Below are 24,987 nucleotides of genomic sequence, written 5' to 3' on the forward strand. Positions count from 1 at the left end.
TCAGGAATTAGATAAAGAATAAAAAAGTTTGGGTGGTTATATGAAAATGGAAGTATTAATAACTACTATTGCGACCTCCACTGCAGCTTTAGTCGCAATTATAGGTGGATTTCTAGTAAGTAGAGTTTTAACTTTATCCAGTGAGCAGTCGGGTATTTTGAGGAAGGTACGTGAGATAAGTAAAGATATTCAAGCTAAAAAGCAGTTGTTAACAACTATTGATAAGCAACTTCTTGATTTAGATGCTGAAGATTTTATTCAAGAACATTACAAAAGATTAATTTCCGAACAGGACTTTGAAGCGATTTTAGAAGAGCACTATCAATACAGGGGATACGAAGAATTGAAGCCATATGTAAATGAATTGTATAGTGTATGGAATGATTTTTACAAGAGATCCCAACAGAATATAGAAAGCGAGCATCCGGAAGTAGAATTTAATCATTTTTTTAAGAAGTACAAGTTTGAATTCCCAAACCGAAGAAATTGGTATGAAATGCTTTTTGTATGGAGAGCCCAAGTAGAGAGTCATGATCCTATGAAGCGTCTATTGGAAGCCCATGATGTAATAATGCCTAACTCTGCCACAGAGGACTATAAACAAAAAGCTAACAACAAAGCAAATATGGAATATGAATTGAAAGTTCTAAGATTAAGAAGAGATGAACAGAAGAAGCTGCTTGGCGAGTTTGGTAAACCCAAGGGCCTTTGGATGGGATTGCTTGTTTTGGTTTATGCATGCGCAGTGGGGGTGGCCTACCCTATTACATTGTTGCCTTATCCAGTAGGAATTTATGATGATCAAAATACTAAGTCCTTATTATTATCTCTTTTCTTTAGCGAGCTTATATTTCTATTTGTCTATTTGGCTTACTACACCTTCATACTAACTAAAAGAGAAAATGAAGAATATAGGTAGATATAAATACGCTTATCAGAAGCGTATTTTTTATTGGACAATAAATGTCTGCCTTTGAATGATACTTAAATATAGAGTTGTGTAATTCAATAATAAATGTGCAAATAAAACATATTTATCAAGGCTTTCAGCCTTTGGGTGAATGATTCAGTATATAAGATATGGGTAATTAGATAATATTGGCAGACTGTTGGCAGAATAAGGGCAGGTTGTTCGTGTTTTAATGCGTTATATTAATAGTATAGAAAATTAAATCAAACAGACCGATAACTTGGGAACCCGCGTCAACACTGATGTTGAGCGGGTTTTTTAATGCACATAGAAGTTTTGGGTCCTTCTGGAGAAACCGAACGTATGCGGGTGCGTTCGAGCGCGAAAATGGCCCAGTTTCAGGGACTCAAAGGTCGTTTCGTTTTCGCTCCCGGTGATTCTGGGAAATAATCGTAGGAGGTGGGTCGAAGCCATGGCTGGTAAGGATTCAAGCGAAAGTAAATATGAAGTAACTACTAAAGAAATTAGCGAAATCCTAGGTGTTTCAACACGTAGAATTCAGCAGTTAGCCAAGGAAAATGCGCTAGTTCGCGTTTCGCATGGCAAGTTTGACCTTCCTTCGTCCATTAATGCTTACTTGGAATTTCAAATGGAGAGAGAGCGATCGGATGAAGAAATAGATAAATACGTAGAAGAAGCTATGTGGACCAGAGCTAAACGAGAAAAAACTGAACTAGAGCTAAAGATCATGAAGGGGGAAGTTCACAGGGGAGATGATGTAAGGAGAGTAATAAGTGATATGTTGGCTTCCTTTAGAGGTCGTTTGCTATCATTCCCATCCAAGTATGCTCCTCAAGTGATTGGATTAACCGAAATTCCTCCTATCAAAGAAAAATTGAAACAGGGGATATTTGAAGCGTTGGAGGAGTTAGCTGAATATGATCCTCATGTCTTTTACGATGAGAGCAGGGACAAGCTATATATAGAGGATGAGGAAGATCAAGAGGAAGAAGTTGATGAAGGAGAAGAGCTAAAGAACGATGGCCAGACGGAAGAATAGCACTGAAAAACTTATTTCCTCTTTAATTAAAGACATTCTCCCTCCACCTCCTGATTTAACGGTTTCAGAATGGGCCGATCAGTTTAGAAAACTTTCTAGTGAAGCTTCAGCTGAGCCGGGACAGTGGCGTACTGATCGAGCTCCATATCAACGAGAAATTATGGATTCAGTTAATGACCCAGAACTAAAAAAGATTGTAGTTATGTCCAGTGCTCAAGTTGGGAAAAGTGAATTGTTATTAAATACGGTTGGATATCATGTAGATTTCGACCCAGCACCAATTCTCCTAATTCAACCGACTGAAGATAAGGCGAAGGCTTTTTCTAAAGAACGTCTAGCTCCTATGATTCGTGATACACCTGTATTACGGAAGAAGGTAGCAGATTCTAAGACGAGGGACGGCGGTAATACCACTTTGCAGAAAGCTTTTCCCGGTGGATATATAGCTTTAGGTGGAGCTAATGCACCAAGTGGTCTTGCCTCTCGCCCCATTCGTATCCTTCTGGCTGACGAAGTGGACCGTTTTCCGGTCAGTGCTGGTTCTGAAGGGGACCCTTTATCACTTGCCGAAAAGCGTACTAACAACTTCTATAATGCTAAGAAGATCTTTGTTTCCACACCAACGAATAAAGGTGTATCGAGAATAGAAAAGGAATTTGAACTGAGCACCCAGGAGCATTGGAATTTACCATGCCCTTCATGTGACGAGTATCAGCCTTTAAGGTGGGCTCAAATAAGTTTTGAATCTGTTTCCCACGCATGTAAATATTGCGGATCACTTCATAATGAATATGAGTGGAAAAATCAGCACGGGAAATGGATAGCAGAAAATCCTGATTCGCCCACAAGAGGTTTCCATTTGAATGAATTGGTATCGCCGTGGAGCCCATGGCAGAAGATTATCGATGATTTTAAGACTGCTAAGAAGAATGGTCCTGAAGCTATGAAGGTTTGGGTGAATACCTCGCTTGGTGAGACATGGGAAGAAGATGGGGAGCAAGTTGAAGAAGATGAATTGCTGGCTCGAAGCGAACATTACGAAGCAAGTATTCCGTATGGAGTTAAGCTTCTAACAGCTGCGGTCGATGTTCAAGATGATCGATTTGAAATAGAAGTTGTGGGGTGGGGATCCGGTAAAGAATCATGGGGCATTCACTATCACACTATATATGGAGACTTGAAACAACAGGTCATCTGGGATGACCTTGATGAATACCTTAGTCGAACTTGGGAGAATGTCGAAGGAAATCGATATAGCATTGCCTGCACCTGCGTTGATAGTGGAGGTCACTTCACATCTGAAGTATATCGTTTCTGTGCACCGAGGAAGGTAAGAAGAATCTTCCCTATTAAAGGTGAAGGTGGTAATGGAGGCGAGCATAAACCATTACTTATTGGTGTTTCAAAACGCCAGAGAGAAAAGGTTAACTTGTTTAGAATAGGTGTTGACGAAGGAAAAGCAAAAGTAATGTCCCGTCTGCAGGTGGAAAACCAAGGACCTGGATACTGTCACTTTCCCATAGGTAATGGTTACGGCGCTAACTATTTTAAGGGGTTAACTGCTGAAAAGTTAGTAACTAGATATAAGCAAGGTGTACCCTATCAAGTATGGCAAAAGGTACGAGAGAGGAATGAACCGATAGACTTGCGAGTTTATAACACAGCAGCTCTCGAAATTCTTAACCCGGACCTAGATAATCAAACGCTAATGAGTCAACCTAAGAAACGAAAAAGAAAGAGGCGACGCAGATCGTCTCGTGGGATGTAAGAAGCCTAGTTGCGATGCAACGGGCTATTTTTTATGGAATGAGGTGTTTCTATGCCTGGCATCACATTAGAAGAGGCCAAGAGAAAATTGAAGATATGGCTTGATGCAGAAGATAAAGTAGCCACTGGCCAGTCCTATCGGATCGGTAACAGACAGATTCAAAGAGCAGATCTCCCAGAGATCCGTAAACAAATTAATTATTGGAGAAAAGAAATTGGGAGATTAGAAGGTGGACGGCGACGTGTACGACGAGCTGTTCCGAGAGATTGGTAGGGAGGTGAACACTGTTGAACTTCTTTGATCGAGCAATTGCTTTTGTAGCTCCCCAAAAAGCCTTGGAAAGAGCAGGGGCTAGAAAACGAATGGAAGTACTGAATCAAGGTTATAGTCACCATGGAGCTAGTACTAAAAAGAAAAGTTTAGTCGGATGGCTGACTCGCTCAGGCTCAGTTCTTGAAGATATTGAAAAGCACATACCTACTTTAAGAGAGCGATCGCGTGATTTATATATGGGTTCTCCTTTGGCTACGGGCGCATTAAAGACAATGCGGACTAACGTTATTGGGAGTGGATTAAAACTAAACTCTCAAATAGATTATGAATATTTAGGCATGACTTTAGAAGAAGCGGACCGTTGGCAAACGCAAGTAGAACGAGAATTTGAACTATGGGCTGAGTCGGTTCATTGCGATGCTCAACGTATGAATAACTTTTATGAACTCCAACAATTAGCTTTTCTATCGCAGTTAATGTCAGGCGATAGCTTTGCTTTACTACCATATATCGAACGACCCAATATGCCATATGATTTGCGCGTGCAAGTATTAGAATCTGATCGGATTTGTACGCCAGAAGATAAGAAAATGGACATGGACAATAAGATCGTCAACGGAGTTGAAGTGAACAGCAGAGGAGAAGTGGTAGCTTATCATATTGCGCAGCAACATCCTAACTCTACTTCGCTCTCAAAAAATGATTGGAGACGAATTAGGAAGTATGGTTCGAAAACAGGGCGCCCAAATATCATTCATTTGATGGAAACTGAACGACCGGAGCAAAGAAGAGGCGTTCCAGTTCTCGCTCCCGTCATAGAATCACTTAAACAATTAAGTCGTTATTCTGAAGCAGAGTTGATGGCAGCAGTTGTTAGTGGGATGTACACCGTATTCGTCAAAACAGAAGGCGGTGAAGAGGGGAACTTAGGACAGATGTACGATTACGACGACGAAGAAATTGATGAACAAGATGAAGGTTCATATGAATTAGGGAACGGTTCGGTCGTTGAACTTGATGAAAATCAATCAGTGGAAGTTGCGAATCCCGGGAGACCTAACCCTGCGTTTGATGGCTTTGTTACCTCTATCTGTAGACAAGTAGGAGCTGCGCTTGAAATCCCTTATGAATTGTTATTGAAACACTTTACAGCCTCATACTCAGCCAGTAGAGGAGCGCTATTAGAGGCATGGAAGATGTTTAAAATGCGTAGAGCATGGATGGCGAGTGATTTTTGTCAGCCGATCTATGAGGAGTTTTTAGCTGAGGGTGTAGCTAAAGGAAGAATTGATGCACCAGGCTTCTTTAGTGATCCAGTTGCAAGAAAAGCTTACGCAAACGCTGAATGGAATGGACCTTCTCAAGGGCAGTTAGATCCTTTGAAGGAGGTGAAAGCAGCTACCGAACGAGTCAATCAAGGGTTCAGCACTCGGACGAGAGAAACGGTAGAACTCGGGAATGGAGATTTCTTCAGAAATAATTCATTAAGAGAAGTTGAAGAAAAAGCTAGGAAAGAAGGGGGGCTAGACAATGCCTAAAGTTCTAATTAAGGGACCAATCATCCCAAACAGTCACCAGTGGATTTATGACTTATTTGACATGGAGGCTACAAGTCCTAAGAAAGTGTCAGATGAGCTTTCTAAATCCCAAAATCGAGACTTAGAGGTAGAGATTAATAGTGGTGGCGGTTCAGTATTTGATGCTTCTGAAATCTACACCGCATTGAAAAATCACAAAGGTAATGTACAAGTAAATATTGTGGGGATAGCAGCTAGTGCTGCGTCAGTTATTGCAATGGCTGGGAATAAAATATCAATGTCACCTACAGCACAGATGATGATTCACAATGCATCTTCTGTCAGTCGAGGAGATTATAGGGATATGGATCGATCTTCGAATTTTCTTCAAAATGTCAATAAGACCATCGCAAATGCTTATAAGCTAAAGAGTGGAAAGTCGGATAAAGAGTTACTATCTATGATGGATGATGAAACTTGGATGACAGCTCAACAAGCACTTGAGCATAAATTGATTGACGAAGTAATGTTCGAAAAGCAAGTAGGGGCTTCAGCAAGTGCTTCCTATGCAGATACGTTGCCCGAGCAAGTAATCGAGAAAATTCGGAATGAGTTTGCTAACGAGACTATGGAGCAGGCAAACAGCACACCGAAAACTGGTGCAAGTGGTGGAAACGAAGGTGGAGTTGTTCTGCCACAAAATACTCCCATGGCAAGTAACCAAACGAGTGTGAAAGGAGCGGAAGAAGATATGGATTTAGAAAAACTAAAGAATGATCACCCTGAACTCTTTAAAAAAGTGAAAGCAGAAGGTTATGACGAGGGGGTCAAAGCAGAAAATACGCGCATTAAGGATATTGAGGACTTAGATATACCAGGAAGTCAAAACCTCATCCATACAGCTAAATTTGAAAATAAGGAAACAACAGCTGCTGACCTGGCTATTCAAATCGTAAGAGCCCAGAAGGAACAAGGGACGACGTTTTTAAATAATAGTCGCGATGATGCACAAGAATTAGATTCTGTACAAGGTTCTGCTGCTCCAGAAGGTAGCGGAGATCAACAACAGGACCAAGAAACTGCTGCAACTTCTATTGCTGATGTAGTCAATTCAATTCGAGGAGGTAGAGAATAATGCCAGAACAACTATACACGAAAACAGATGAATATTCACCAGACCGTCTTATTGCGGGTAATCAAATCCCTTTGATTGCAGAAGGTATTACGCTATCTGCGGATCAAGGGGTTTTAAAACGTGGTACAGTCATTGGAGTTGTGACAGCCAGCGGAGAAGGAGTACTTGTAGATAAAAGTAAGACTGATGGTTCTGAGAAAGCCTATGCTGTATTGGCAGAAACCGTGGATACCACTGGCGAAGTAAAAGTAACACCAGGATATATTACAGGGTTGTTCAATGTTAATGAACTAGCATTTGCAGATGAGGATGCCATTGATGACCACAAAATTACAATGCGTGAACGCGGTTTGTATGTAAAAGATGTTATTTCTTATTAAATTTGAGGGGGAAACAAAATGCCACCAGTAGATATTTATAGCACTCGTACAATGTTGAGCGCCATCTCTCAGATGAAGCCGGCTCGAACATTCTTAATGGACACGTTCTTTCCAAACTTTGAGACAAAGGTAACGGAAAAAGTGGATGTAGATTTTAAGAAGGGTAAACGTAAAATGGCACCTTTCGTATCACCGCGTGTAGGCGGTAAAGTAGTAGAACGCCAAGGATTCCAAACTTATACCTATGCGGTGCCAAAGATTGCCCCTGAACGTGTAATGACAAGTGACGACATTACACGTCGCAGTATGGGGGAAGGTCTGTATAGTGCAAAGACGCCAGCCCAAAGAGCTGTAGAATTAATGGCTACAGACATTATGGATCTAGATGATTTGATTACGCGACGTGAAGAGTGGATGTGTCGAGAAGTTCTCTTCGGTGGGAAAGTCCTTATGGTTGGGGATGGTATCGAACAAGAGGTCGATTATAATTTCACAAATAAAGAAACGCTATCGACAGGTTCTAAGTGGAATGAAGGTACATCCGAGAAGTTAGCCGATTTAAAACGCTGGCGTCTTCAAGTCATCCAAAAGACCGGGAAAGCTCCAAACGTTTGCATTATGGAATCAAGCGTTGTGGATGACTTCTTAGCTGATAAAGATGTTAGAGAGTTAATGGATTTACAGCGTTTAAACGTAGGAGCTATTGAACCTTCTATTCAAAATGAAGCCGTTACCTTTATCGGGCGCCTTTCTTCATTGGGGATTGAAATTTACAGTTATGATGAATGGTATCTGGATGAAAATGATGAAGAACAACCAATGGTGCCAGTGGGGCATGTGTTGCTTGGTTCACGAGGGATGAATAAACGTCTTTATGGTGCTGTAACTCAAATTGAAGATAATAGTTTTGTGACGATCGAAGGGACTCGAGTTCCTAAATCGTGGATTGATAACAAAAACGAAGTTCGCATGATGCGTTTATCTGCTCGCCCGTTACCTGTACCGGTGGATGTAGACAGCTGGTATGTGGCTAAAGTTAAGTAAGGAGGGTTTAATATGGCTATTACTGCAAAGACTCGCATCTCCACTCGTAGAGAAGGCAGGCTTGAAACTTATGAATCAGGCGATGTAATAAATGGATTAAATAAAGCAGAAGAACAGCGTCTCGTCAAAGAAGGGGACGCTGTTTTTACTTATGCACCCTCTATTCCCGAAGATGACAAAACTGAAAATCATCCTAAAGAGCTATCGTTTGAGGGCATAGAACTCTCAGATTTAAAGGATGCTGCAACCGAAGCTGGTATCACGTTCAATGGGAATATCGGTTTTGATAAGCTAGTAGATCGTATTCAAGAAGAAGGAAAAGCTGAAGAAGTCCTTGCCACTTTCGAAGATGAGGATGAGTAACAATGTCAGCCTTTCGTGAAATGTTAGAGAGTGATATTAGTATTTTCATGGATATAGATGAATTTGGAATTGAGACTAATATTAACGGAGAGTTTTTTACCGTGGTAATGGATGAAGAAGAGATGGTCGAGGGGATTGAGCGTCCAGGCATCTACATGAACAAAGTGGCATTCTATATTAGAACGAATGATATTCCTAAACCTTATCGAGGAGAACGAATGATTTTCGATGAAGAGGACTATTATGTTGATTCAGTAGTTGAGCATGACGGCCTTTATCGAGTAGTACTAGAGGTGCTGGACTCATGAGGGTAGATATAGCGACAGACAGAAGGGCTTTAAGGAATATAGAAAGGCGATTAGGGGCTTTGGAGAAGAAAGCCCCTAACGTTTTATCTAAGTCTTTAAATCGTGCTGCCACAAATGCCAAAAAAAATGTGTCTGTAGAAACTAGAAAGAAATATAGACTTTCTGCTGCAAAAATCAAAGAAACTATGAATGTGAAGCGTGCCAATTACAATTCTCTTAGCGCAAGTATTATCACTCGAGGTAATTTGATTGGATTAGATCATTTCAAGGTTTCCCCAAGCGAACCTAGACATCACACACCTCCTCGATCACTTAAGGCCGGAGTTGAAAAAGGGTCACTTAAAAAGATTCCTGGAGCGTTTGTAGCTAATGCTGGAAATGGCAATTTTGTGTTCCAACGTCAAGGTAATGCTCAACACAAATCGGTACGTAGTGGTGGAAGGGTTATTCAGTCGCAATTACCTATAAGGCGCTTATTTGGTCCTTCAGTCCCTCAAATGGTTGGTAATGAAGAAACGATGGATGTAGTGCGACGAAATGCACAAGAAATGTATGACCGCACTATCGATCACGAGATTGAGCGCATGTTGAGGAGGTAATCCATGATACCACTTGAATTGCAGGATGATTTGAAAAAGGAATTAGAAAAGTTATTTGTGGGCATCCCGTTCCCTTTGGCTGATGGAGAAGAGGGTCCTTTAAATATCTACGAACAATATCTCCCTACTAAAAGCGGAAGAAGAGATTCCAATCAGTACCCTTGTCTTTTAGTCAAGCTGTTAGAAGGAGAAGAGCAAGAAGAAGAAGCCCCTTATACCATACAGGTAACTTTGATGGCTGGGGTTTATGACGGTTCTGAGGAAAGGATAGGTCATGAGAGCGTTAAGCTAATCCTCAGGAAAGTCTACGATTTTCTTAAAAAGAAGCCAGTTATAGGTGGAAAGTTTGAGTGCACTTACCCTATCAAGTGGGCCCTAACAGATGAAGATTTTCACCCTTACTATTACGGTGGAATTGAAGCAAGCTTTACAGTGCCGAAAACTATAAGAGAGGATGTGAATCACCTATTATGACAAAAGCTGAGAAAAATGAAGTTAAAACTTCAACAAATCGGACTAGAAAAATTAAAGATAAGCAGATGGTCTATGTCGGACCAAACTTATTGCAACTTAACACCTATACCGTATTTAAAGGCCCAGTCCCGAAGCATGTGGAGTCCTTGATTCAAAAACAACCAGCTGTTGAAAAGCTAATTGTACCTGTAGAACAACTTCGAGAAGCAGAGCAAGCTTCTAAAACAAAGGGGACGCTAGAACACCGTTATCGGACTGAGATAGAAGAATGGCTAAGAAAGGGTGATAAATAATGTATCGTCACGGATCCTATACCTCGGAGGTCCCGACTTCTCTGGTACCTCCAGCTAATAGTACTGCAAGTTTACCGGTCGTTTTCGGTACGGCCCCTATAAATCAATCTAAACGAGAAACAGCACCGGTTAACGAGCCGGTGCTTTGTTATACCTATAAAGAGGCTATTGAAGCCTTAGGTTATTCTAGTAACTTTAATGACTACACGCTATGCGAGTTTATGAGTTCGCACTTTTCGTTGTATGCTCAAGCTCCAGTTGTTTTTGTTAACGTCTTAAGTCCTGAAGCACATAAAAAGTCAGGTACCCCAGCAACCTTAACTGTAACAAAAGGAAAAGCAACGTTAGCAGAAAACGGCGTTCTGCTGGATTCACTTGTTATAAAATCTGATGACGGCTCAACGACTTATGCGAAAGATCAAGATTATGTCATAGAATTTGATGACAATGGTCATATTAATTTGTTCTTTAGTGTGAGCCCCGACATTTCTTCTGTCCAAGCAGAATTCGAGCAACTAGATCCAACAATGGTGAGTGGCCAAGACATTATTGGCGGAGTAAGTCCTGATGGTCGTATCGAAGGTCTGGAACTTGTAAATCAAATCTTCTCAAGGTTCCGTTTGGTGCCAGGGCAAATTCTTGCACCTAAATATTCTACGGATTCAGCTGTAGCAGCTGTCATGGCTGCAAAAGCATCTAACATCAATGGCCTTTTCAAAGCGGTAGCACTTATTGATATTTCAACAAGTGCAGTTTCGAGCTATACAGAGGTTCCGGCACACAAAAACGATAATAACCTGACGTCTCCATATCAATTCCCGTGTTGGCCAAAAGTTTCATTAGGGGGGACCCAATATCATTTCAGCACTCAGTTGGCGAGCGTTATCTGCCGTACAGATGTTGAAAACGAAGATATTCCATATGTTTCACCCTCTAATAAAAATTTGCAAGCTGATAGCGCTGTTTTAGAAGATGGTTCTGAAGTTTACCTTGGGGTAGAGCAAGCAAACTACTTAAATGGTGAAGGGATTACAACAGCGCTCAACTTCATTGGTGGATGGAAAGTCTGGGGGAACCGTACAGGGGCATATCCAGGTGAGACGGATCCAAAAAATACCTTTATTTCTGTTCGTAAAATGATGAATTGGATACAAAATCAGACAATTTTGACTTGTTGGCAAAAGGTTGATGATCCGACTAATAAAAGGCTTATAGAAACAGTAGTAGATAGTATGAACGTTTGGCTTAACGGCCTATCAGCCCGGGGCTTTATTTTGGGTGGACGAATTGAATTTGTAAAACCTGAAAATCCATTGACCAGCTTGATTGATGGAAAAGTCACATTTCATATTTTCGTGACTCCCCCTACGCCAGGTAAGGAATTGAATTTCCTGGTAGAGTTTGATCCGAATTATTTTGATACATTATTTCCATCATAAAAGGAGGTTGTAAGTGATGAATAAAATTCCTGAAAAGCTGATTAACTACTCTGTCTATCGTGAAGGTGCAGAGTGGCTTGGGACAGCTGACGTAGAATTGCCTTCATTGGAGGCATTGTCTGAAACGTTGAAAGGCGCTGGTATTGCTGGCGAAGTAGATAGTCCAGTATTGGGTCACTATGCAGCGATGACAGCTACATTGAACTGGAGGACGATGAACAAATCCCAATTTAAATTAGCAGCTCAAAAATCACATGCTCTTGATTTCCGGGGGGCGATGCAAGTGTTTGATGCAGGCTCGGGCACTTATGAACCGACAGGGGTACGCGTATCTATCCGAGGGGTGCCGAAGACAACGGGGATTGGGAAATTTGAAGTAGGAGCTACTACAGATAGTTCTAATGAATTATCTGTATCTTACTTAAAAATCGAAGTTGACGGCGAGAGAATCGTCGAGATTGATCAATTTAACTATATTGCTTTTATTGATGGTGAAGATGTTTTGGAAAAAGTAAGACAAATACTAGGACAGTAGGTGAACAAAGATGACAAATGATAATAATGTAGAAGTAATTGAATTGGAAAACGAGGTAACCTTAAAGAAACCTATCACTTTTAATAATCAAGAATACCGCACTCTGAAACTAGACCTAGATAAATTAACAGGTCAGGATATTGAGGATGCAGAGCTGCAATACACTGTTCGGAACCCGGATCTATCGGCTCAAACTCCAATGAAAGATCTTAGCAAAGGGTTTCAAGCTATCGTAGCGGCAAAAGCTGCTGGACTTCCTGTAGATGTAATCAAGTCTATGTCTGCTTCTGATTATGGAAAAGTAACTCGGATGGTTCAAGTTTTTTTACTAAAAGGGGACTGAATAAGCAACCTGGAGAGCTGATCAAACGATCAGCTCTTTATTGTGCCCGTAAATCCGAAACTCCCCTTGATTATTTCATGAATCAAACCGTTGATGGGTTACTTCGCTGGAAGAAGACCATAGAGAATGCCTTCCCTGATGAAGGGGGGAAATAAATGGCCAAAACTTATGAGCTCGCCTTTAAGCTAGGGGCAGAGCTTACCAATAATTTTAAAAGTACGTTTAAACAAGCAGGAAAAGCAATTACTGGTGTGGGAGCAGCGGTTACCTCTGTAGCAGGAGCAGTGGGGGCCGGTGCTCTTTTGCATAATTTTGACCAGATGGCTGACAGTATGAATAAACTCCAGGCTGCAACAGGTGAAACGGGAAAGGATTTTGAAGAACTTAAAAGCCTTTCCCGTGATATTTTTGCAAACAACTACGGGGAAAACTTTGGTCAAATTAATGATGCTCTGATCAGCGCTAAGAACATAACTGGAGAAACAGGTAAAGATCTGCAGAAATTAACTGAACATGCATTTTTGCTTTCAGATACTTTCGATTACGAGGTAAATGAAAGTGTAAAGGCTTCAGATGTTTTAATGAAGAACTTCGGATTATCGGGCGAGCAAGCTATGGCTTACATTGCTGAGGGGTCCCAAAAAGGGTTGAACTATGCTGATGATTTTATGGACACCATCCGGGAATATTCGGTACATTTTGATGCTGCTGGATTGAGTGCCCAGGACTTCATGGGAATGATGCAGAATGCAAAGAATGCAGGGGTTTTTAATCTTGATTATGCAGCGGATGCATTTAAAGAGTTCGGAATTATCATGCGAGAGGATAGCGATAGGGCTTCCAATGCATTATCTCAACTAGGTTTAAATTCAACAAAGCTGAGAAGTCAATTCGCACAAGGCGGAGAAGGGGCTAAACAAGCCTTCCAGACGATTGCCAAAGAGCTATCTAAAGTAAAAGACCCTCTTGATCAAAATGCAATAGGGGTAGAGCTCTTTGGTTCGAAGTTTGAAGACATGGGAGCTAAGGCTGTTCTTGAAATGGCTAAAACAAATGACGCCATCAAAGGCTCCACCGATACTCTTAACCAAATGAATGAGGTAAGGTATGATTCGATGGGCAACGCTTTTAAAGGGATGGGGAGAACTCTCCTAGTCGAGCTTGCTTATCCTATCAGCGATTACCTGCTTCCTGCGGTTAATAACTTTGCTAATCATTTAAAAGACGTTCTACCTATTGCGGTAGATTATCTTAAGAATGTAATGCAAACGATCGGCCCGGTTATTCAACAATTGTGGGGGAACTTTCAAGCTATACTTCCAGCCCTTGGCCAAGCTTTCTCTTCTCTAATTCCATTATTGCAAAGCTATGCTATGGTATGGCAAGAGCAGGTTGGTAATTTAGCGAGTAATATTTTGCCTTTACTAGCGAATGCTGTAGCAACGATCTTTCCATTTATTCTTCAAGTGGTCCAACAAGCTGTCCCGTTTGCCGAAGTATTGTTAAGTTCTTTGATACCTGTAATATCCAGCTTAGCGTCTACTGTTCTTCCTATGCTTTTGCAATATGCTCAAGCTGTTTTCCCGGTTTTCTTATCTGTCATACAGGCTGTTCTACCTATAGTAGTTAATTTAATACGGTCAATTATTCCGGTTATTATACAAATAGCTTCCACTGTACTCCCGATTCTATTACAAGTAGTGCAAACCATTTTTCCAATTTTACTCCAGATCATTCAATCAGTCATCCCGATTGTCATCTCGATCTTAAGCGGGGTAGCCTCAATAATTACTGGAGTAGTTCTTCCGGCTATTCGAGGCATATTAGCAATTGTCCGATTTGTGTTTCCATTAGTCCTAACTTTAGTACAAAATTCACTCACATTAATAGGTGGAGTACTAAAGACATTTACTAAAGTGCTGCAAGGAGACTGGAGCGGGGCTTGGAAGGCGATAAAATCTACTGCCGTGGAAATCATGAATAATATAATTGGTTTCTTTAAAGGGATTGATTTATTAAGCATCGGTAAGAACATGATTGGTGGATTGGTCAAAGGTATTGGTTCTATGAAAGACGCTGTGCTAAATGCAGTGCTATCAGTAGTACCAGGCTTCTTGAGAAATAAAGTGAAAAACTTTATCGGTGGCGGAAGCAGCAAGGGACAAGTTCCTCAGTATGCAACAGGCGGCATAGTATCGAATGCGCAGCTTGCCATGATTGGTGAAGGTGGCGATACAGAAGCTGTTATCCCTTGGAATAACACGAAGAGAGCTCTCGACTTGTGGACGTTGACGGGTCAAAAGATTGGAGCTCTCGGGGGAACTGATCAAGGGCCTTCAGAAAGTCCATTCGATGTAAAACCAGCGAGTTATTCTTCTAATGATAACTCTAGTAATTTTGTCTATCATGCAGGACCAACCAATGTCTATATCCAGGGAGATGCGGATAAAGATGAGGTAGCAAGAGGTATTGAAGAGGGAGAACGATCTGCCAGGGAAGAGTGGGAAGAAATGATAAAGGACCATGAGAGGACGAAATTTTAATGGTATATGAGACTTTACAAGGAGATACTTGGGACGGCATTGCCTATAAATTCTATAAAGATGAAACGAAAATGATCGAGTTATTGAGGGCTAATCCAGTGCACATTAACACGGTCATTTTTAGTGCTGGGATCTCGCTTGATATACCAGCTGTTGAAGTTAAACCGAAAGAAGAAAAACCCCCATGGTTGAGGTGATGAGATGAAAGCAAGAAGAGCCAAAGTCATAATTGAATATCAAGGAGTCGATATTACAACGGATTTGGCTCCTTACTTGCTGAGTTTCGTTTACTCAGATAACGAAGGTAGAGCAGATGATATTCAAATCACGTTGCAAGATCGAGAAGCAAAATGGCATGGTCCTTGGTTGCCAGGCAAAGGTGATATTATTAAGGCCTCTATAGAAGTTGAAGCTTGGGATAAAGAAAATGATAATCGCAAGCTTAACTGTGGAGTATTTTATGTTGATGCTGTTGATTTTTCCGGGCCACCCGACACCGTGAAAATTAAAGCTTTATCTGTACCTATTGCTCCAGGTGGTAAAAATTCTAAACGGTCACGAACATGGGAAGGAGCAACGCTCTCTAAAATTGCAAGCGATATAGCAGATCAAGCTGAGTTAACCCTTCTTTTTGATGCAAAGGATGTAACCTACGACCGTGTGGATCAAGTTGAACGAACAGGACTTTCATTTTTATCGAACTTAGCTCGAAAAGAGGGAGCTGCCACAAAGGTAAATAGTGAACAACTAATCGTGTACGATGAACAAAAATACGAAAGTAAAGCACCCATAAGGGAAATTGTTAAAGGGGAGTCCAAGGTATTGGGCTACTCCTTTTCTATTTCTACAGCGGAAAATGAATATAAAGAATGTACGGTTTCGTACTTTGATGAAGATCAGAAGAAGACACTAATTTATACGTATGTCGTACCTGGCGTAGATGAAGGTCCAACTCTTACCGTGAATCAGCGAGTGAAATCTCTAGCTGAAGCAAAAAGGCTAGCTCGCAAATCAGTTCGTAACAAGAATAAGTACGAGAGAACTGGAAAATTAAAAATGATGGGGAGTCCTGAGTTTGTTCAGGGGTTAACCATTATCACAAACGGGTGGGGGAAATACGATGATAAGTACTTTATTGAGTCTTCCGTACACCGCGTTAACAACGGATATACTACAGATTTAAATATACGAAAGGCGTTGAATTATTGATGTATCAATTTCAGTCAGCAAGCGCCCAAACAGCAGAAATACTTCGTGTAGGCGTAGTTGCCTCCGTAGATGCTACAAAAGGTACAGTCAGGGTACGTTTTGAAGATCGTGAGGATGTAACGTCCCACAACTTAAAAGTAATTGTTCCTCAAACTATGAAGACCAAGTATTACCGAATGCCTGATATTGACGAAACAGTTTTATGTTGTTTTCTTCAAAATGGCATTGAAACGGGGTATGTCATTGGCTCTCCTTATTCGGAAGTGGACTCTCCGCCAGTGAGTGACGCAGATCTCAAAGGTGTTTGGTACGAAGATGGGACCTATATAGAATATAATGCTGAATCAAGTACATTAACCATCCAAGCCTCTAATCCTATTAATTTAAATGGGGCTGTACGACTTGATGGCGATATTGAAGTCACTGGGAATATAAAGGTAAATGGAAATATTGATCTGGCTAAGGATCTTCTAATAGGTGGAGATGTTATCAATAAGTAGGTGATATAAATGATCGGAACATTGGGACCTGTTATTTTTTACACAAGCGAACAATCAATGAGAACTTTTACGGACTTTCAAAGGTCAGAAGGCGGGCGTTGGGCTACACATGATCGAATGTTACAGAAACCAGCTTCAGAGTTTTTGGGCCCTGAGCTTGGAACTATATCTTTTAACATTCGTTTTGATGTTCAATACGGAATGAACCCCCGCAAAGAGATGGATAAGCTACTAAGCATGGTTCGGAACGGAGAAACGTATGTCCTAGTTATAGGCGGTAAGGGACTTGGGATGAAGCGTTGGAGCTTACAGAAAGTGGTCCAGAAATGGGAGCATGTAGATAATAGGGGGAACCTGTTGGTGAGTAATCTCTCTGTTAGCTTGGAGGAATATGTATGAGGTATACCATAACTGCGGAATCCAAGAAAATTAATTATAATCCCACCCCGGTTGAAGAAATTATCCAAAATGTTTATACAATTTTAACCACTGTTATGGGCACTGTTCCAATGGCACGAGAGCTTGGACTTTCAAACGACTATGTAGATGACCCATTACTAATAGCCCAAGCGAAACTTTCCGCAGAAATAGTGGAGAAGCTGCAGGTGTATGAAGAACGTGCCGTTATTGTGGAGGTTAAATTCAGTCAGAATCAAGCAGATGGTGTACTTCAGCCCATTGTAGTTATAAACATTGAAGAGGAGTATATAAGAGAACGGAGGTGATTTAATGCCTAGATTCAATTTACCAAATATTGATTTTGTTTCAGTTGATCCGGATGAAATAGAAGCTAATATCCTCGCGGAATATAACAGGATATCAGGGCAGAAAATTGGACCTGCAGATCCTCGCAGGTTGTTCGTGAAGACAATTGTATATGCCTTAGTTGCTGTTAATAATAATATTGATCATTCAGCAAAACAAAACTTACTTGCTTACGCTTTAGGTGACGTACTAGATCACAAAGGTGTAGATAGTAATACACCTCGGTTGGAGGCAACAGCTGCTACAACAATGATGAGATTTACACATAATATCAGTCAAATACAAAACATCCCAAAAGGTGCTGCAGTTACGGCAGGTGATGGGGTGTTTTTTGAATTAGAAGAGACTCTTATTGCTAACCCAGAGAATCCTTATACTGATGGAAAAGTGCGATGCACAAACGTAGGGGATATCGGAAATGGTTACTTGCCAGGAGAAATTAATCAACTCGTTCAGCCTTTGTATTGGGTTGCGAGAGTAGAGAACGTCACACAAAGTGAAGGCGGTAGTCAGAGAGAAGATGATGATCGTTACGCAGAGCGCATTAGACAATCTCCCGAAAAATTCTCAACTGCGGGTCCTGAAGAGGCCTATAAATATTGGGCTAAAACAGCGAGTTCACTAATAGGGGATGTGTCTGTGGATTCACCAAGTGATGCCACTGTGGAAGTTAGACCTCTTTTAAAAAATGGACAGGTACCAGGACAAGAAATATTGGACGCTGTTGCAGACAAGCTAAATGATAGGAAAATACGGCCATTGACTGACCGTGTTAGCGTATTAGCTCCTGCTGTTGTCTCTTACGACATCGATGTAACTTATTGGATACACAGTAATGAGTCAGGTAAGGCAAGTTTCATCCAGGAGGAAGTTGATCAGTCCGTTCAGGAGTATCAACTTTGGCAAAAAGAGAAGCTTGGAAGAGATATTGACCCAACAGAACTTATAGCAAACATGAAAAAAAGCGGAGCTAAAAGAGTGATAGTAGCTTCTCCCATTTACCAATCCTTAAATAGGGGAGAAGTTGCTAGTGAATCTAATGTGAATGTTGTGTTCGGAGGTTTTGAAGATGATTGATTTACAAACTTTTACGTTAGCAGGATTATTACCTTCAAGCCTTAAAGATGAAGATACAGCTAGTTTAGCTAGCGCATTCGATAAAGAACTAAGACGAGTAATCACTCGAATTCCGAAAACAATTATAGAGAACAATTTAATGGACTTAGAAGAACCTTTGCTAGATGTACTAGCCTGGGAGAAGCATGTGGACTTTTATGAACCAGAGCTGTCCATTGAAACAAAAAGACAGTTAATTAAAGACTCTGAGATGCTTCACAAATATAAAGGAACTCCTTGGGCTGTAGAGAGACTGGTGTCTACAGTATTTGAAAAGGGGGCAGTAAAAGAGTGGTTTGAATACGGGGGAGATCCATATCATTTTAAAGTGGAAATTGAGGGAGCCTTTTCAGCTGAAAAAGATATAGATCGCTTAGGAAAGCTGATACAAAAAGCTAAGAATATTAGATCTAAATTTGAAGGCTTTTCTATTAATATGCCTAAATCAATCATTACTTTGAAAGAAGCCTCGCACTTCTTTAAAGTTCCTTATAAAATAACAAACCGTTTCCACACAGATGACCGCCAAGGAACCGGGATAAGTAGTCCTCTTAATTTTGAGAATAAACCGTACTATTTTCCAGTTAATTATCCTGTTTGCGGAACCTTCAAAACAGCATCTGTTAAAGAAAAGAGCACTTCGTTCTTGAGTACAGGTCAAGTACTAAGTGTTTATGAGGAGGTAAACCAATGGCCCTACAACCCTTATTAATTAATCAGACTGTAACTTACATTAACAATCTTATAGATAAAGCTAAGATTACTATAGACGATGTTACTGAAGATTATCCAATTTACAATTCCTTGGTTGAAGGAAATTCAATTAAGAAGTACGTCTACTTAGATAACGCGACTGGATATATATCGGAAGCTAAACTTGTAGACTCTTTAGGACGTGATTTAAGCGTGAAACCATTAAAAATATCTAAAGGACAAGACGGATTTATGATGGTCTTCCTAATTGAGTTAAATGTGAAGGAGGTAGAGTAAATGCCAACCACTACAATAATTCCGTATGTGAAATCGATATGGGTGGATCACATAGTGGATCCCACTGAATTCGAGCGCGACTCTAATGGAGATGTAATAACTGATCCTGTTACAAATCAACCAAAGTTAAAGGTCATTCAAGAAGGTACCAGGTTTAACGCCCAGCGAGCTATGAATATAGAAAACGGCATCTACAATGCCTACGTTCGAATATTGGAAGCCGAGCAAGAAATGCAACGATTACGAGTCCAGGCGGAAATTGATGGTCGATCTCCTCAAAATAGCGGTACTTTCTTTGATGCTTTGGATGGATCGGCGCCAAATAAAATGGTTCGCCAATCTACAGAAAGCTATGCAACTGCTGCAGTTACAGCAGGAGCTACGACTATTTCTGTATATGATGAGAGCGGGTTTACGGTAGACACAGAGATAACGATTTACGACGATACAGCGAGTGAAAACGTAATGATTACGTCAGTAGCACCAGGAGAATTGACGGTTTCCACTCTTACGAATAATTATAAAAAAGGCTCGAAAGTAGCGCGTACCAATGCTTTGATTAAAGGCGAAGAAAAAGAAATGACATATTCTGCGTGGGGTACGTATTCCGTAACAGTTAGCGAGGTGGTGTAGTATGGCAGGCTATTACAAGTATTATTGGAAACGGTATGAAGTTGAAAACTACTACCCTCAACCTTCTTGGTATCAATACACTAATAGAGATTATGATTTTGAGGGGCTGTCGAAAGGATTGTACTGGGATGAAACTAACGGTAGGTATTTCACAACCGGCGGAACCTGGTCTTACAATGAGTCGATAAGTGCAGGTGATGCAGCATATATAGGTAACGGAGATGGAAATAAGTATATTGCTTTGGAAAGCGGTAAGGCGGGGTCACCGGTTTACGTTGAACAATACGGTTCGGATGCAGAGGCTTCGGTTCTCGAAGAGCGAAAAGGTAGCTATGTTACGGAAAATTCATCTACGAACCGAAATGCGTACCCCGATGACGGAAAATATAACGGTTATTGGTATCGGTATGACCGCCAAGAGTACGTGCAAACAAATTCCGCGCCAAGCACGCCGGGGGCTTTCACAAAACCATCTTCATCAACAAAACTCAGAGGTGGAGATTATGCGGTTCTTGAGTTCGGACCTTCTAGCGATCCTGATGGCGATACCGTAACATATGAGGTTCAGTGGTCTTACAACGATGGACCATGGTTAAAAGGAGCGAACGATGATAGCAATCAAACGCGGCGAACAGTATCGATACAGCAAGAACCTGATTACACACAAGTACAATTCCGCGCGGCAGCTTACGATAATTCGGGCGCGAAATCGAGTTACCGTTATTCGCCGGTGTATGACGTAATACAAAACGCTGATCCACAAATCACGCTCTCAACGTCAAATGGCACGACCTTGTACGAAGGTGACGTGCTCACCCTAAGCGGTCAAGCTACGGACAATGACAATGGCAACGTGGTAAGCGTAAAATATCAGATTAATAACGGAACAGCGCGCGCCATTACATCCGGCATTTCCGACGGCAGCACGCCGATCTCGTACAACAAGCAGCTTTCGATGAGCCTAGCAAAATTGTACGACGGACAAACGGCGGTAAGTGGCGAATTGGCCGAAGGGACAGCGCACACGCTTAAAGTGTGGTCGGAGGATGACCAAGGCGGAAAATCTACTGTTGAAACACGGACATTTTATGTGGTTCCTAATAGAGCGCCTTCAGTTTCTCTAAACCAATTTAGCGAGAAATCTGAATTGTTAAATCATGAAAAGATTACTATTAGTGGAACAACATCAGATGCTGAAGGTAATAATGTCTCTGTTGAATACGTGTTAAATGATGATAGTGCAGTCGGAGTGCATGAAGGTGCTGCAGGAGCATTTGAATTTGATATTCCACTCGTTAACTTAGAAGAGGGAACTAATACGCTTACCGTTAAAGTGACCGATTCTTACGGTTTCACATCTTCTAAGACAGTAAATGTAAATAAAAACTTAAATGAAACACCAGTTAATTCAGGAGTAATAAGGTATGAGGTTCTCCCTCCTGAAGGACAAGCTCAGAGTCTGGTTTTATGGCTCCAAAAAGAGCTAGGTGACCTTAATGTGAATGCTCATATCTCCATGGTGAATGACGGAGAGGTCGAGAATTACCAACCTATGAACTTATCGAATTCGGCTAATATCAATGAGGTCTTAACAGAAGATGAATTTGTTTATGATGCAGGATCCGTGAAGAGCTCAATTATGTTAAAAGTCGAGTTTAGGCGTGACGATCCAGCAGCTGATAAAGCTATTAAACTAATTTCGGGGGTGCTTGATTAATGGGAAATGGGATTGTTGTAAAGCCTAGATTGCCTGATGGCACTTTTGGAGGTGCTAAGGTAGTATCGGGCAAGTCTAACGAGCAAATTGTAGATGAGCTCTTGAAAAGCGATGCTCAGAAAGCGTATGAAAACATGTTATTAAAAAATCAGGTAGAAGATCAGAGCAAAGAGTTATCTTCACTTGCATTTGAAGTAATGAACTTAAAGGGGGGTGCTTCCTGATGGATTGGTTTGCTAGCATTAATCGCTTTTACAATACATTTGTACAGGGAGAAAGATTATGGTCGTTAGATCAAGTCAAGCAAGCAGTTAAGTTAAACGTCATTACTGAGTCGCAGTTTGCGGAAATTACGGACCAGGAGTATGTTGCTTAAGTCTTTTATAAGGAGGGTTAAAATATGGCGATTGATTTAACAAAATATCAAAACAGTGAATTGATTGAAGATGTTCGCAATCGACCCGGTCCTCAACAGTGGAATAATTATTCGAAGAAATTTGAACCGTCTAGCGGTAGTGACGGAGCCAGGCATGCAAAAATCACGGATAAATTCGGGGCCCCTATTGATCCAAGGGAAGTTAATGTAGAGAAATTAGAAGCGAAGCTAGATGCATTGAACCAAAAAGTAGATGGTATTTTAGATGGAAGTAGCCCGGCTAATACTCAACTAACGGGGAGTTTTGTTGAGTACCGTATCCTATCGACTGAACCATACCCAAGCGCTGTGCCGGAAGAAAAAGGAGCGACATTGGTAATTATGGATACTGGCGAGGTATTTATGAATCACGGAAGCTCTTGGGGGGTGTGGTAAATGCCATTTGATCCTATAATGGATAAACGTTCTAAAAAATATGCGCAAGTCGTGCAAGATCAGTTAGATCAAGCAGTTGCAGGTGGGGACCAGTTAGCGGAAACACAACAAGCGCGTGTTGGAGAGGATGGAACTACGTACGACACCCTTAAAGCTCGTTTGGATGCAGAACATTCCACGCTAGAGAGTAGTCAAAACGTATTATCCGGCAAGCTGCAGAACGTCGCAGCGGAATTCTCTCAACAAGCACGAAAGAAATCCGTCCTCACCCACGGCACAAATGTAATCAAGAGTGATCAGCCCTCCTCATTGAAAGTTGAATTTTATGGGAATACGTTGGTTAATAATGTAGTCAATTTTAACCATAGCGATTGGAGTTTACATTCAAATGTAACGATTAGTAATGACAAAAAGATAATTCACGAAAATACAAGTGGCTCAAAAGAAATTAACAGTATATTTATTAATGTTAAAGAAAACCAAAATTACCTCTTGCGACTTGTTCATAACGGAAAATTATCTATTATATTTAGAGATAGTGGTGGGGCAGAAGTTGGAACTAGACCTGAAAGTTACAGTACAGCAGAACAATCTAAATTTACCACACCGTCTGGTGCAGTTAGTATGCAAATTTTATTGTCTTGTACCACAACTGGCACACACACTTTCGAGGAATTAAGAGCTTACACTATCACCCAAGAAGTTTCAGATAAAATAGGCGTTTCTTTGAGTGATGCAGACGTTGAGCGCATGTTTCCTGATGTGGATGGGATGCAGAGTGTTGAGAATCCTTATGTGCGTGTGAGCGGAAGTCAGTTAATTCCTACAAATGTAAGTGAATGGGAACAAGGGCATTTAAATGCTGTCGGTGCTAAAGGATCTGATCCAAGTCGTATTTTAACAACCGATTACCACAGTATAGCACCTAATCAAACTTATACTGTATCAGTCAATAGTGGTTATAGGGTTTATTTGATCTATTATTACAACGAAAATAAAAGTTTTATCAGCTCAGACCTCTATCGCTCAGGAGGTGCTACTTTTACGACACCGACTAACGCTGTATTTTATAAAATATCCATTGAAGACAGCAACGACAATGCAATAACGCCAGAAGACTTAGAAGAAATTAAACCCATGCTCACACTAGGCACAGAACCAAAACCATTCGTACCGAAAAACGACAGCTACCTCTACGCACAATGCACGCTTGCAGGCTTACCGTTAAGCGATAAAAGAGATAATTTATTCCGCAATGAAGCGAAGAATCGGTGGGAGATTCGGAAGTGGGTTGAGCGTGTAACGTTGGATGGTTCGTTTTCGTGGAGCTTTCAATCCGAATATAGTGGGTTTAAACGAGTAAAAATTAACATGATTGGTTATAGTCGCCAATCACAAAAATTAGAGAAATATGACGGTGAAATATTAAATCAATTCACTTCATCATTAGATAAAGGAGATTTGTTTGACCTCCACTCAACCGACAACTATCTTTGGATTACCGTTTCAGACAATGATAGCGGTTGGACAGAAGCAATGACACCAACATCCGACATGATTAAAGGCTACTTCAACGGATGGAAATACACGGGCGATGGCACGACTCACTCATGGGTATCTATTGTAGACGGTACAACAATACCTGCAACGCAAACGGCTGCTTTCGTAGCTAATCCGGCTAATATGGCAAGCGGGTATACCCCGTATAAATTATCCTACGAATTAGCCGAGCCTGAAACGCTTGTAGAGGGCATTGATTTCCCTTATGTGGAAGGTGATTTGAGTATTCAAGATAGCGCACAAGTTGAGATTGGTGAAGGTTTGATTGTGCGGGAGGAAGCTAATCCTATTCAATATTCAGATGGGCGATGGTTTATAAATAGAAACTTTTCCAATTTAGCCCCTTCCAAGCTAGAGAGAAAAGCTAATAGGATAATCGCCATTTATAAAAACGTCGATGGGGATACTAAGTGGAAGGCGTACACTAATGACGGCGTTTCTAATTCATATGGCGCTTATGCAGAAATTCCTGCATCAGATTACGACCCTAACGCAACCTACACCGTCACCTACGAAGTCCTAGACAAACACGACTTTACCGCAAATGTGTTAGAGGTGCCCGTTTGGTATAATCAGTCGTTAAAATCGTCAATTCAAAGTGCTTATAGCAAATTATCTGACCACGGTACAGAGATTTCGATTTTAAAGCCCCAGGTTTATAAATTACTTCTAGCAGCCAAAGTTAATGGGTGGGAGGTATAG

Annotated in this window: 31 protein-coding genes; all 31 read left to right on the forward strand. The window is 41.0% G+C overall.

Annotated features, from left to right (window positions below; all coding sequences use genetic code 11):
- Positions 1–40: 40 nt before the first annotated feature.
- The 31 genes from LQ226_RS13560 (at position 41) to LQ226_RS13710 (ending at position 24,987) form a co-directional block, all read left to right on the forward strand.
- The gene (locus tag LQ226_RS13560) at positions 41–919 is read left to right on the forward strand and encodes a hypothetical protein (RefSeq protein ID WP_231418494.1); all 879 of its coding nucleotides are present in this window, start codon (positions 41–43) and stop codon (positions 917–919) included.
- Positions 920–1,382: 463 nt separating this feature from the next.
- Positions 1,383–1,970, forward strand: a complete 588-nt coding sequence (locus LQ226_RS13565; RefSeq protein WP_231418495.1) for a hypothetical protein — start codon at positions 1,383–1,385, stop codon at positions 1,968–1,970.
- Positions 1,951–3,738 (forward strand): phage terminase large subunit family protein, encoded by a 1,788-nt coding sequence (locus tag LQ226_RS13570; RefSeq protein WP_231418496.1) that lies wholly within the window; start codon positions 1,951–1,953, stop codon positions 3,736–3,738. The genes LQ226_RS13565 and LQ226_RS13570 overlap by 20 nt, the downstream gene beginning before the upstream one ends.
- Before the next feature lie 51 nt (positions 3,739–3,789).
- Positions 3,790–4,011 (forward strand): DUF6148 family protein, encoded by a 222-nt coding sequence (locus LQ226_RS13575; RefSeq protein ID WP_231418497.1) that lies wholly within the window; start codon positions 3,790–3,792, stop codon positions 4,009–4,011.
- A gap of 14 nt (positions 4,012–4,025) precedes the next feature.
- Positions 4,026–5,549 (forward strand): phage portal protein, encoded by a 1,524-nt coding sequence (locus LQ226_RS13580; protein ID WP_231418498.1) that lies wholly within the window; start codon positions 4,026–4,028, stop codon positions 5,547–5,549.
- Entirely contained in the window at positions 5,542–6,663 is a 1,122-nt protein-coding gene (locus LQ226_RS13585) for a head maturation protease, ClpP-related (protein WP_231418499.1), read from the forward strand. The genes LQ226_RS13580 and LQ226_RS13585 overlap by 8 nt, the downstream gene beginning before the upstream one ends.
- Positions 6,663–7,043: a head decoration protein gene (locus tag LQ226_RS13590; protein ID WP_231418500.1), complete on the forward strand. Its 381-nt coding sequence runs from the start codon at positions 6,663–6,665 to the stop codon at positions 7,041–7,043. Before LQ226_RS13585 ends, LQ226_RS13590 begins: the two co-directional genes overlap by 1 nt.
- 18 nt (positions 7,044–7,061) lie before the next feature.
- A complete protein-coding gene (locus tag LQ226_RS13595) occupies positions 7,062–8,087 on the forward strand; it encodes a major capsid protein (protein ID WP_231418501.1) in 1,026 nt (341 codons plus the stop codon).
- A gap of 12 nt (positions 8,088–8,099) precedes the next feature.
- Complete coding sequence (locus LQ226_RS13600; RefSeq protein WP_231418502.1) at positions 8,100–8,450, forward strand: hypothetical protein; 351 nt, start codon at positions 8,100–8,102, stop codon at positions 8,448–8,450.
- A gap of 2 nt (positions 8,451–8,452) precedes the next feature.
- Positions 8,453–8,758 (forward strand): hypothetical protein, encoded by a 306-nt coding sequence (locus LQ226_RS13605; protein ID WP_231418503.1) that lies wholly within the window; start codon positions 8,453–8,455, stop codon positions 8,756–8,758.
- Positions 8,755–9,357, forward strand: a complete 603-nt coding sequence (locus LQ226_RS13610; protein ID WP_255688648.1) for a phage tail protein — start codon at positions 8,755–8,757, stop codon at positions 9,355–9,357. The genes LQ226_RS13605 and LQ226_RS13610 overlap by 4 nt, the downstream gene beginning before the upstream one ends.
- A 3-nt stretch (positions 9,358–9,360) precedes the next feature.
- On the forward strand, positions 9,361–9,831 hold the full coding sequence (locus tag LQ226_RS13615) for a hypothetical protein (protein WP_231418505.1): 471 nt from the start codon (positions 9,361–9,363) through the stop codon (positions 9,829–9,831).
- On the forward strand, positions 9,828–10,124 hold the full coding sequence (locus LQ226_RS13620; RefSeq protein ID WP_231418506.1) for a hypothetical protein: 297 nt from the start codon (positions 9,828–9,830) through the stop codon (positions 10,122–10,124). Before LQ226_RS13615 ends, LQ226_RS13620 begins: the two co-directional genes overlap by 4 nt.
- A complete protein-coding gene (locus LQ226_RS13625; protein WP_231418507.1) occupies positions 10,124–11,563 on the forward strand; it encodes a phage tail sheath family protein in 1,440 nt (479 codons plus the stop codon). The genes LQ226_RS13620 and LQ226_RS13625 overlap by 1 nt, the downstream gene beginning before the upstream one ends.
- Before the next feature lie 16 nt (positions 11,564–11,579).
- Complete coding sequence (locus tag LQ226_RS13630) at positions 11,580–12,098, forward strand: phage major tail tube protein (protein ID WP_231418747.1); 519 nt, start codon at positions 11,580–11,582, stop codon at positions 12,096–12,098.
- Positions 12,099–12,108: 10 nt separating this feature from the next.
- Positions 12,109–12,441, forward strand: a complete 333-nt coding sequence (locus LQ226_RS13635; RefSeq protein ID WP_231418508.1) for a phage tail assembly protein — start codon at positions 12,109–12,111, stop codon at positions 12,439–12,441.
- A 155-nt stretch (positions 12,442–12,596) separates the two neighbouring features.
- A complete protein-coding gene (locus LQ226_RS13640) occupies positions 12,597–14,984 on the forward strand; it encodes a phage tail tape measure protein (RefSeq protein ID WP_231418509.1) in 2,388 nt (795 codons plus the stop codon).
- The gene (locus tag LQ226_RS13645; RefSeq protein WP_231418510.1) at positions 14,984–15,181 is read left to right on the forward strand and encodes a tail protein X; all 198 of its coding nucleotides are present in this window, start codon (positions 14,984–14,986) and stop codon (positions 15,179–15,181) included. The genes LQ226_RS13640 and LQ226_RS13645 overlap by 1 nt, the downstream gene beginning before the upstream one ends.
- 4 nt (positions 15,182–15,185) lie before the next feature.
- Positions 15,186–16,193, forward strand: a complete 1,008-nt coding sequence (locus tag LQ226_RS13650) for a phage late control D family protein (protein ID WP_231418511.1) — start codon at positions 15,186–15,188, stop codon at positions 16,191–16,193.
- Positions 16,193–16,693, forward strand: a complete 501-nt coding sequence (locus LQ226_RS13655; RefSeq protein WP_231418512.1) for a phage baseplate assembly protein V — start codon at positions 16,193–16,195, stop codon at positions 16,691–16,693. Before LQ226_RS13650 ends, LQ226_RS13655 begins: the two co-directional genes overlap by 1 nt.
- A 9-nt stretch (positions 16,694–16,702) precedes the next feature.
- Positions 16,703–17,092, forward strand: coding sequence for a phage tail protein (locus LQ226_RS13660; RefSeq protein ID WP_231418513.1), 390 nt, complete (start codon positions 16,703–16,705; stop codon positions 17,090–17,092).
- A complete protein-coding gene (locus LQ226_RS13665) occupies positions 17,089–17,418 on the forward strand; it encodes a lysozyme (RefSeq protein WP_231418514.1) in 330 nt (109 codons plus the stop codon). The genes LQ226_RS13660 and LQ226_RS13665 overlap by 4 nt, the downstream gene beginning before the upstream one ends.
- A 4-nt stretch (positions 17,419–17,422) precedes the next feature.
- Entirely contained in the window at positions 17,423–18,535 is a 1,113-nt protein-coding gene (locus LQ226_RS13670; protein ID WP_231418515.1) for a baseplate assembly protein, read from the forward strand.
- Entirely contained in the window at positions 18,528–19,286 is a 759-nt protein-coding gene (locus tag LQ226_RS13675; protein ID WP_231418516.1) for a phage tail protein I, read from the forward strand. Before LQ226_RS13670 ends, LQ226_RS13675 begins: the two co-directional genes overlap by 8 nt.
- Positions 19,265–19,564, forward strand: coding sequence for a hypothetical protein (locus LQ226_RS13680; RefSeq protein ID WP_231418517.1), 300 nt, complete (start codon positions 19,265–19,267; stop codon positions 19,562–19,564). The genes LQ226_RS13675 and LQ226_RS13680 overlap by 22 nt, the downstream gene beginning before the upstream one ends.
- Positions 19,565–20,197 carry a hypothetical protein gene (locus LQ226_RS13685; protein WP_231418518.1) on the forward strand — a complete coding sequence of 211 codons (633 nt, stop codon included), beginning with the start codon at positions 19,565–19,567 and terminating at the stop codon, positions 20,195–20,197.
- A 241-nt stretch (positions 20,198–20,438) separates the two neighbouring features.
- Positions 20,439–21,914, forward strand: a complete 1,476-nt coding sequence (locus tag LQ226_RS13690) for an Ig-like domain-containing protein (RefSeq protein WP_231418519.1) — start codon at positions 20,439–20,441, stop codon at positions 21,912–21,914.
- Complete coding sequence (locus LQ226_RS13695) at positions 21,914–22,138, forward strand: hypothetical protein (RefSeq protein ID WP_231418520.1); 225 nt, start codon at positions 21,914–21,916, stop codon at positions 22,136–22,138. Before LQ226_RS13690 ends, LQ226_RS13695 begins: the two co-directional genes overlap by 1 nt.
- A complete protein-coding gene (locus LQ226_RS13700) occupies positions 22,138–22,290 on the forward strand; it encodes an XkdX family protein (RefSeq protein ID WP_231418521.1) in 153 nt (50 codons plus the stop codon). The genes LQ226_RS13695 and LQ226_RS13700 overlap by 1 nt, the downstream gene beginning before the upstream one ends.
- Positions 22,291–22,314: 24 nt before the next feature.
- Positions 22,315–22,725, forward strand: coding sequence for a hypothetical protein (locus LQ226_RS13705; protein WP_231418522.1), 411 nt, complete (start codon positions 22,315–22,317; stop codon positions 22,723–22,725).
- A 51-nt stretch (positions 22,726–22,776) separates the two neighbouring features.
- A complete protein-coding gene (locus tag LQ226_RS13710) occupies positions 22,777–24,987 on the forward strand; it encodes a hypothetical protein (RefSeq protein ID WP_231418523.1) in 2,211 nt (736 codons plus the stop codon).

The organism is Pontibacillus sp. HN14 (genome assembly GCF_021129245.1).
Taxonomy (GTDB): domain Bacteria; phylum Bacillota; class Bacilli; order Bacillales; family BH030062; genus Pontibacillus.